General features: G+C 60.8%; 5 protein-coding genes. 2 read left to right on the top strand and 3 right to left on the bottom strand.

Annotated elements, in window-relative coordinates; translation table 11 throughout:
- A partial coding sequence (locus ACBJ59_RS60745; RefSeq protein ID WP_375119023.1) for an Ig-like domain-containing protein occupies positions 1-2,640 on the bottom strand: 2,640 nt, incomplete at its 3' end.
- Between the two features lie 249 nt (positions 2,641-2,889).
- Here ACBJ59_RS60745 and ACBJ59_RS60740 point away from each other — a divergent pair.
- Positions 2,890-3,642 (top strand): site-specific integrase, encoded by a 753-nt coding sequence (locus ACBJ59_RS60740; RefSeq protein WP_375119022.1) that lies wholly within the window; start codon positions 2,890-2,892, stop codon positions 3,640-3,642.
- Between the two features lie 759 nt (positions 3,643-4,401).
- Here ACBJ59_RS60740 and ACBJ59_RS60735 read toward each other — a convergent pair.
- The gene (locus ACBJ59_RS60735; protein WP_228011237.1) at positions 4,402-4,524 is read right to left on the bottom strand and encodes an undecaprenyl diphosphate synthase family protein; all 123 of its coding nucleotides are present in this window, start codon (positions 4,522-4,524) and stop codon (positions 4,402-4,404) included.
- 472 nt (positions 4,525-4,996) lie between these two features.
- Between ACBJ59_RS60735 and ACBJ59_RS60730 the strand changes: the two genes are divergently transcribed.
- Positions 4,997-8,347 (top strand): type ISP restriction/modification enzyme, encoded by a 3,351-nt coding sequence (locus tag ACBJ59_RS60730; RefSeq protein ID WP_375119021.1) that lies wholly within the window; start codon positions 4,997-4,999, stop codon positions 8,345-8,347.
- Between the two features lie 227 nt (positions 8,348-8,574).
- On the opposite strand, the gene ACBJ59_RS60725 is transcribed toward ACBJ59_RS60730, so the two are convergent.
- The gene (locus ACBJ59_RS60725) at positions 8,575-9,108 is read right to left on the bottom strand and encodes a hypothetical protein (protein WP_153262112.1); all 534 of its coding nucleotides are present in this window, start codon (positions 9,106-9,108) and stop codon (positions 8,575-8,577) included.
- Between the last annotated feature and the right edge of the window lie 456 nt (positions 9,109-9,564).

Here is a 9,564-nt window from a genome sequence, read left to right as displayed (position 1 = left end):
GCCGTCCGACAGCTTCTCGGCCGGCACCTGCACGGCGCCCACATACCCCGATGCCACGCCGGACGTGCTGCCGGACCAGATGAGGCCGGTTTCTTCGCTGTAGTCCGGATCATGCTCCACCTGCACCTCCAAGGTGGAGGCGCAGCCGTGGTCTTCGACGACCCTGGCGAGTAGCTCAGGCGTCAGCGTGGAGGTCGTGGTGATGCTCCCTCTGGAGGTCGAGGGGCGGACTTGCAGGTTCGACACGATCGGGGCAGCGCAGTTCGCGCCGGTGGTGAAGGACCACGTGTGCGGCGCCATGACGTTGCCGGCCTCATCCTTGGCGCCTGACACCTCCACCGTGTAGGTCGTGCCCGCGGCGAGCACCTGCGCAGGGCTGAACGTCAAGGTTCTGCGCTCGGCGTCCATGCCGGCGGTGCCGGCGACGGAGGCTCCGCCAGGGGCCTTGAGCGTGATCTGCGCGTCCTTGACCGGCTCGCTGAACGACGCGATCACGGGCTCGGACACGATCACCTGCGTGGCGCCGTTCTCCGGGATGGTGGAGGTGACGGCGGGCGGTGTGCGGTCCGCCTCGGCCGTGGTGAACGACCACCGGTACGGCGAGATCATCGTGTTGCCGGCCGCGTCCCGGGCGCCTGAGACCTCCGCCGTGTAGACGGTCTCGGCGAGCAGCGGTTGCGCCGGTTGGAAGGACAGGACCTTGTTCGTCTCGTCCATCGCGGTGTTGCCGGTGACCGTGGTGCCCGCCGGGTCCTTCACCTCGATGCGGGCCTCGCTGACCTCCTCGTTGAAGCCCGCGCGGATCGTGGTGGCGTACGGGACGCCTGTGGAGTCCGGCTCGGGATACGTCCCCGCGACGGTCGGCGGCGTGGTATCCGGCCCGGGTTCCGGGTCCGGAGGGTCGCCGGGCGTCTCGTGGACGGCCTCGATGGATTCCAGCCACTCCTCCGCGGTCATATCCTCAGGGACACCCAGGGCGAGGGCCGAGTCCTCCATGACGTAATCAGGGGCGGCCTCGATCTGCTTCAGCGCCTCGGCCTCGGTGAGGGCGTCTGCCACGGGTGCGGTGTCCGACGTGAACGTGCTGTCCCGGTCGTCGCCCACCGTGGGGTTGTCCTCGTAGGGGATGAAGATACCCTTCGCCTGTTTGGGTGAAGGAGCGTCGTACTCGACGAACAACACCGGGCCCCGGCCGTCGATGCCGGCCCATTCGGTGCTTAGGTATTCGCGGAAGTTCGAGGTGCCGCCACTGTCCCCGTAGGCCGCCAGTTGGAGGCCGTAGTTCGGGGAGCCGGTGGCCCAGGCAGTGACGATGTCCTCGATAGAGTAGTACAACTCCTGCGCCGGCTGGGAGCAGTAGACGTACGTGCCGCCGGCCTTCCTGATGCGTCCGACGCCGCCTCCCTTGACCTCCTCGCCGGTCGTGGTGACGGAAGGCTGCCGGTCCCAGCGCAGGTTCACCGAACTCGATCCGTTCAGCTCCCAGTCGCTGGTGACGCGCCGCACGGCCATCTTCGGCGTGTTCTCGTCTCCGCCGCAGTGCGTGGTGATGTAGTTCCAGGGGCGCAGGTCGGCGTTCAGGATGGGGCGGCCGTACCAGGGAGCCTCTGTGAGGTTGTACTTCAAGTACGACCGGTAGATGTAATACGAGCTTTCACCGTCGTAGTTGTTGCGACCGGCCAGTATCGCGTCCATGTACTGCTGTGCGCCGCCTACGGTGAAGCGGGAATCGTTACTGACGAACGTGTCCGACGGATATCCTGCGCCATACCAAGGAGTGGGATTGGCCAGCAACGTCACCGGATACGTCGTGGCGGGGTCGGTAAGGAACGCGGCGTCGGGCCGGTAGACGAGGTCGTCGCCATCGAATTCCGCTGCGGCGTGCCCGATCTTGCCGGTGGCCGCCGATTCGGCCGCCGTCGCGTCTACAAGTACGGCAGGGAAGATATCGGCGATCTTCTTCCCGTCGTCCAGCACCTCCGCCTGACCCGATTTACTGCGATATTTCAGGCCATCGCCTGGGTCGACGGGCACCCGCAAGGTGAGTTGTCCGGTAGGGCGCTGCTTGATGACGACCTTCTGCCTGACGTCGGCCGGGCCGACCTCCAGCAGCAGATCGATGCCTTTTCCATAGGCGTCGGTGTAGGTCGCCGTGTTTCCTGCGAGTGTAGGAGCGGGCAGGTTCCGCACGGCACCCAGTCGCGCCTCGGCCTCGGCCGTCTTGACTTTCAGCAGTCCGGTGTCGCCGCCGACGGAAAGCCGTACCTCGTCCTTGAGCGCCTTCGGCTTTATGACGCCGCCGTCCTGGACAAGGGTGGTGTCGATCGCCCGCCAATTCCCCGTCCCGTCTTTGAATCGGACCGGGGCCTGGAAGACGTAGGTGCCGACGGTTTTGCCATCTGGATTGGCCACCGTCGTCATGTTCTCGGTGTGCAGGCTGGGGATCTCAATCTGCTTTCCCTGTTTCTTGGCCTCGGCTTTGGCTGCGTCCAGGGGATTGGCAGGCGATGGGGTGCTGGAGAGGGCGGGCGTGGGGGTGGGCGTCGATTCCGCTGCTACCGGAACTGCCACTAATAACGAGGTGGCGAGACCGAGAACGGCCGTGAAGGCAGCGGGACGCCGGCATGTGCGAAAGTTCACCGGAGCCCTTCATCGGAGGATGGGTCAACCAGGAGATCTTGACACACGAGTAAGGCAGAAATAAAGATCGTTTCGGTATGCGGTAAGTCATTCTCCGTAATACGACGGTCGGTCACCGCTACCGAAACGGGCGCGGGCCTGATCGGAGGTCTTTGCGGCCATCAACCTGACTGCGACAAGAAGCATGACCGCCTCAGGTGCGTCGGGAGGCGGCCTGGCGGCGTGGGGAGAGCGTCCGGCGGTGGCGGTGTGGACGGTCGAACAGTTGGCCGCCTTCCTGCGCGTCGCGCGGGAGGATTCGTTGTTCGTTTTGTGGTGGCTGGTGGCTGGTGGCTGGTGGCCTTGCGTGGGTTGCCGCGCGGGGAGGTGGCCGGGCCGCGCTGGGTGGATGTCGATCTGGAGCGGCGCGAGCTCACGGTCGCGCATCAGCTGGTGCACACCGATGAGGGGCTGGTCTGGTGCGAGCCGAAGAGCGCGGCCAGTCGGCGAACGTTGGCACTCGATCCGGAGACCGTGCGGCTGCTGCGCCAGCACGAGCGTGCGCAGCGCCAGCTGCCGGGAGAGTGGTGGTCACCGACCGGCCCGATCTTCACCCTGGGCAGCGGGGCGCCGGTGCAGCCGAGTTATCTCACGCACCGCCTCCACAAGCTGGTGAGTGCGAGCGGGCTGCCGCCGGTCCGATTGCACGACCTGCGCCATGGAGCTGCGACGTTGGCTTTGGCGTCGGGTACGGAGTTGAAGGTGGTGCAGGGCACGCTGGGGCATGCCAGCATCGTGCTGACCGCCGACACCTACGTCTCGGTATTGCCGCAGCTATATCACGACAGCGCCCGCGCGACGGCACGGCTGGTGCTGAGGGCGGGGCGGGCGACCAACCGGAAGATCGGCAAGGCCGGGAGACGACGTGACTCACATGCGGCTCACCGTGACTCACGATCAGATGACGCGACTACGGATCCGGGTAAAGCCGCAGGTCGGCGTGGTAGGCCGGGTGGGACTTGAACCCACGACCCACGGATTATGAGCCTTAGTGTCATTCCTTGTCGCGGAGTGCTGTTTTGTGTGGCTGTAGCCGGATTTCTCCCCGCGATCGTGCTGGAGAGTGCCGGCGAATGTCGCGCCGTATTACCTACACGCGAGCAACCACCGAGCAACCATGCATCCTAGACCATCGATGTAATGTCCCATATCTCCCATCCCGTGTAGTGCGTTAGAACGGTCAGGGTCCCAAACTGGCGTCAGTGAGTTCCAAGTTTTCCAGCAGATCGAACATGTACGAGCAACCTTCGAGCATCCAGGTCGAGCATGAAGCGGTCGCCGCCCCACCGATGCTGCATCTACGGTTCCGTGCAGATGCGTCATGAGCCCGGCCTCCGTCCGCACATCGTCACCGTCGGCTCGAACAGGGGCGCCACCACCCCAGGCGCGCGCCTCGGGGTGGGTCGCGTGGTAGGGGCGGCCCTGGGCATCGTGCCGGACACGCGGGCGCGCAGGCGGTTGAGCCGGGTGTCCGGGCTGCTTCGCGGTCGCGTACGCGCTGGTCGGGGTCGAGGAGTCGCCGCGAGCTCATCGTGGTGTTGCGCAGGCGCCGCCACGGGTGGGTGAGAAACGTGGAGCTCTCCATCAGCGCCGCGCCGATCTGCGGGCTAGGCGGCTTCCAGCAGAGTGGCCCAGGTCACCGCGAGGCCCAGCACGCCTCGTTGACCAGGCGGTGCAGGAGGGAGTCAGGTCCGAAGACGTCGACCTGCGGGGTGGTGTGGCTCATCGGAGGCCCTCTCCTGTCGTGGTCATGGACGGGCGTACGTCGCCGAACTGGTGCTGGCGCCGCAGGTAGGTGTCGAGGCATTCGGAGAAGTGGGTGGCGCGGAAGTCGGGCCAGAGCACCTCGGGCGGATGACCAGGTCGACGTCCGGTGTGTCGGGGTAGAGCAGGTGCTCGGCGAAGCTGGCGATCGGTATTGGCGCCAAACCCCGTGATGTAGAGCAGGGAACCCCGCTGCACGTGCAGTACACCTTGCCGAAGGCAACGCGATGGCCCATCGTGGAACGGAATAGCGTCGGTGCTCGCGAGCAGCAGGTTCGCCTGTGGCTGGAAAAGTCCGAAGCGGTGTCGGGGCGGAAATGGAACATGCGATCGACACAGTCCCGCTAGGACGAACTAGAGCTTCTCAGCCGGAACCCGCCAGGAGTCCCACGAAAACGTGCAGCACCACCGGTCGCAACTGCCTTTCGAAAGTCGTTCATTTCGGTCCGGGGAACGGCTGACATGCATGTTCGCTAGTAGATGTCAACTCTTGGCGTTGATGCCAACCTGTCATACAACCAGGTGGAAGTCGTTGTCGTCCCGTGAGGCAAGCATGGCAAAGGTCTCAGGCGTGTCACAGCCTCCGTTCACCATCGCTCAAGCAATCTCTGAATTCGGTGCGACTGCCACACGGAAGCTCCGTCGCCTCAATCGCGATGCCCACGTGCGGCCAAAGCCCGAAGAGCAGATCCGGGACCCGGTCAGCCAACTGCTGAAGCAGATTGCAAACCACATGGGATTGGACGTGTTGACGTTTGGGGAAGCGCACCTGCTCAAATCCGGCGTCATCCCAGACTTCGGCGTTGATGTTGGTGATCAGCTCGTAGGATTCCTCGAGCTTAAGGCGCCCGGACGAGGCGTACCTCCTGAATGTCGCCTCACAAAGGCTGAGGAACGGCAGTACAAAGCTCTCATGGACCTTCCAAATGTGGTGTACACCGACGGAACGACTTGGGCGCATTACACATACGGAGTACTAGACTATAAGGCCACATTGGTCGGAGATCTCCGGCATGCAGGACCCGACCTGTATGCTGAATCAGAAGCAGACCTTCTTGCGCTTATCGGCACCTTCTTGCGCTGGCCTGCATCCCAACCGCCATCGCTAAGGGTCCTCATCCGTACCCTGGCGCACCTGTGTCGTCTTATGCGTGCAGAGATTCAGGAGCTACTCGAGGCCGAGCAGCATAAACCTGTGCGGGAAAGGCACTTCACAAAGCTGGCAGATGAGTGGCGGATGCTACTCTTCCCAAGACTTGGAACGAAGGACTTCGCTGATGCTTATGCGCAAACCGTGACCTTCGCGCTTCTGCTGGCCTGCGCATCCCATGTGCCGCTGGAAAATTCATCGCTTTCCAATATTGCGATCAAGCTCGAAAAACATCATCGCCTTATGGGCCGTGCTCTTCTCATCCTCACCGACCTCAAACGTCCTCGTCAACTACGGGCCATCGATACCATTGTCAACGTGCTGACCCCTATCGAGTGGGAGAACCTAGCAGGTGCGAACAATCCCTATTGGGTGATCTATGAAGATTTCCTTGAATCGTATGACCCCACGCTGAAGCGCGAGAGTGGTTCATACTACACCCCCGATGTCCTCGCCAGATTTATGGTAAATTTCACTGACTCCGTTCTGAAGAACGTAGTTAAAGTTCCCAGCGGATTGGCTTCGAGCGACGTTACAATTATCGATCCAGCTATGGGAACTGGAACGTTCCTCGTCGAGGTAGTGCGATCGGTTGCTGATACGGTTCGCACCCAACTTGCTCCCGACGCGGACCTTTCGCCATACCTGCGCGAATTGTATGAGAAGCGACTGATCGGCTTTGAGCGGCAGGCGGCGCCATATGCAGTCGGGGAAATGCGTCTCCAGCAGGCCCTTCAGGCATATAACGTCGAGGTTCCCGAGAAGGGTGCACGGTGCCTTAACAATACGCTGGACGATCCACATGGCCAACTTGAACCTAGTTATCAGTTTCAGAGTGCACTTCGAGAGTCCCAGGAGAACGCGCGTAGAATCAAAGCTTCCACGCCAGTCATGGCAGTGATCGCCAATCCGCCCTATCTGGAACGGGCTCATCAACGCGATCCAGCGCCATGGATCGTTGAGCCTGGCGCTCCGCATTCTTTGGACAGGTTCCGCGTCTCCAATAGCCGACGGCTCGACTATAAGCTGCACAGCACTTGGGTGTATTTCTGGAGATGGGCCACTTGGAAGGTTTTCGACGCTCACGCTGAGCATCCCAACGGCGTCGTCGCCTTCATCACTCCTTCGGCATACTTGACGAGCAAGGCGTTTGCCGGCATGCGGCGCTACCTGCGGGAAACGGCGGACGAAGGATGGATCATCGATATTTCACCCGAGGGATACGAGTCTCCAGTCTCTACTCGCCTCTTTCCGACAGTTAAGCAGCCGCTTTGCATCGGCATTTTTATACGGCGCAGTACGTCGGTGAAGGATAAGGCCGCCACTGTGTACTATCGAGCGCTAACGGGTGACCGGACGGATAAACTCAACGCACTTACCTTGGAGCATTGCGGAGTGGAAGCATCTGGATGGGAAAAGTGCCGCTCTGACTGGACCGACGCCTTCGTGCCGGTCAGCGATGCCTGGTTGGCCACTCCCGCGCTCGACGATCTCATGCCATGGGGACATGCGGGCGTTAATCCCAACCGCACCTGGCCAATAGCTCCCGATAGGGATACACTCGCACGTCGTTGGGAGCGATTGATCACTGCCCCTGCAGAACTTAAAAAGGCCTACCTACCTCACAAACCAAGCTCACTCCTCACAATTGATGCCAGACCTTCAGGAGATGCCGCTGTCGCGGGCGCCCAGACTTCCATTCGGGAAGAGGATACGGTTCACCCGCGCGTGGAACCTATCGCATACCATAGCTTCGACCGCCAATTTATCATTCTCGATCGCCGTGTGGTCGATCGCGAGCGGTCTGAACTTTGGAATGTCGCCAGCGCTAACCAGATCTTCCTCACTGAACAACACGATCGACAGGTGATGGAAGGCCCCGGTCTGAGTTTTACCGCCAACGTCCCCTATGTACACCACTTTGGAGGGCGAGGAGGGTGTGTTCGTCCACTCTACCGTGACGGGCACGGCAACAACGTAAACATCGCATCTGGGTTACTTCGCTATTTGGAGGATCGGCTGGGGGTCCATGTCGCACCGCAGGACTTTCTCGGCTATCTTGCTAGTGTCACCTCTCACTCAGGATATGTCACACGCTATAAACGAGACTTGAGATTGCCTGGCATACGTGTTCCATTCACCGCCGACACGAGTATGTGGACTGAAGCCACTCGTATTGGAAGCGAGGTTATCTGGCTCCATACGTACGGGGAACGCTGCGCGAACGACTGGGATCGGCCTCGCGCACGACCTTGTCTGGAGCTGCATCAGCGCCCTGTTCTTCGGACGGCGTCCGAAGTATCAGGCGGGATGTCAGACCGCCTATCCTACGACCCTCAGGCCCAGGCTATCCGACTCGATGAATATGAAATATCGCCAGTGCGTAGCGAGGTATGGAACTACCGCATCGGTGAACATCGTGTGGTACCCACCTGGGGCGAATACCGCTGCCGCAAACCACGGCAGAACGGAAAAGCGAGCTCACCTCTGGACGAGATACGAACCTCAGAGTGGATCAGACAATTTATCGATGACCTACTTGACCTGCTCAACGTACTTGGCCGGCTAGTAGACCTTGAGTCCACACAAAACAGGCTTCTAGAGCGTATCTGTTCCGGACCACTTATCACAGTCCAAGACCTTGAGCTCGCACAAGTATTTCCGGTAAGCGATGAGTCGAGGAAGCCGCCCTCAGTTCCTCGCCCAGGTCAGGCCCCACTACCCGGGCTAGAAACAATCCCCGAAGCCAGCTGAACGCAAGCACACGACGCCAGCTACTGGCTCTCTAATTGAGACATGCGCATAAGGGTGATCCTACCTATCTATTATCCAAGGGGAGCGGTACGTAATGCAACGCTTCGTGGCGCTCCTAAACACTATGCGTATCCAGTGTGGACCTGCTCGTCCGCGAAACGCGTCTAGTGATGGCGGCGTCCTGCCTAAGCTATTAGCGAGTTATCGAGCTAGACGTTTAAAAGCACTTAAAGGTCTTCAATTGGAGCGGCCTCGATTGTGAGAGCCAATTGCTGGATGACCTCGCTCGTCGTTTGCTCGGTTGCCTCGGCAAGCCAGCGTACGAGAGTCATAGTAATATCCATATGTACGCTAGCCTCTCTGCTGCGCAGCAGGTTGAGGGCGCGGATAGTCTCTCCAATTTGACGCATTTCGCCAGGCGGGAGAGGGGTTGTCAACTTGAGACTTATCTCGCTATGTCGGTTGACGGCGGCAATCTCAGCCATGATTTCCTCTGAGGAGCGCCCTTTGGCGTGCGCAACGATGGTCATTCCGCGAAGCCATTCTTCAAATAGCTCACGTGTCGCAATGCTATCTAATTGCTTCCATGAGGGGTTTTCTGGTCCAAAGACTGCCTCGGCATGTGCGGCACACAATCCGCGTATCTCATCACGTCCCGGCACATGCTCTCCGCATATAGCAGGCAAGCCGCACATCCAGCATGTCTTTTGCTCGGGCGGGGGGACGCGCTCTACTTCACTAACATTGTCGTCCTTGGCCATAAGGGCTAGCTTGCCTTCCGCGAATCTCCAGGTCAAGGTGCGTTCGCGATGGGTCTGTACGGTCACTGGCTCTGGCGTAATCGGTAGCGACATTAAGTGATCTTCACTGCTGCAGGATGCGCTAGGTCGATGACAACGACTAAGGCCGTCGATGCTTAGCTCACACCTGTTGTGGCCCGCTACCTGGTGGAGTATGGCCGGCGGACTGCGAGGACCGGCTCATCAGCTGCGCTACAGCTTGGCGGTAGGAGCTGACTTCGTTCGAATATTGTTGGCCTCGGCGTATAAAGGCGTGGACGCCACCTTCCATGACGTTCTGTACGTCCACCCCAGGGCTGAAGCGTTCTCATGTCGTGAGACCGAGTAGTTGAAGACCGTCGGCTGGGTGGCTGCGGTAGTGGTCGGTGGCAGCGGCGATGTTGGTCCAGCCGAGCAGGCGTGCCAGGCCGATGGCCA

Origin of the sequence: Nonomuraea sp. MTCD27, from assembly GCF_041950495.1 — a bacterium.
GTDB lineage: Bacteria > Actinomycetota > Actinomycetes > Streptosporangiales > Streptosporangiaceae > Nonomuraea.
The sequence above is the reverse complement of the archived record's forward strand: the minus strand, read 5'-3'. Positions and strand labels throughout refer to the sequence as shown.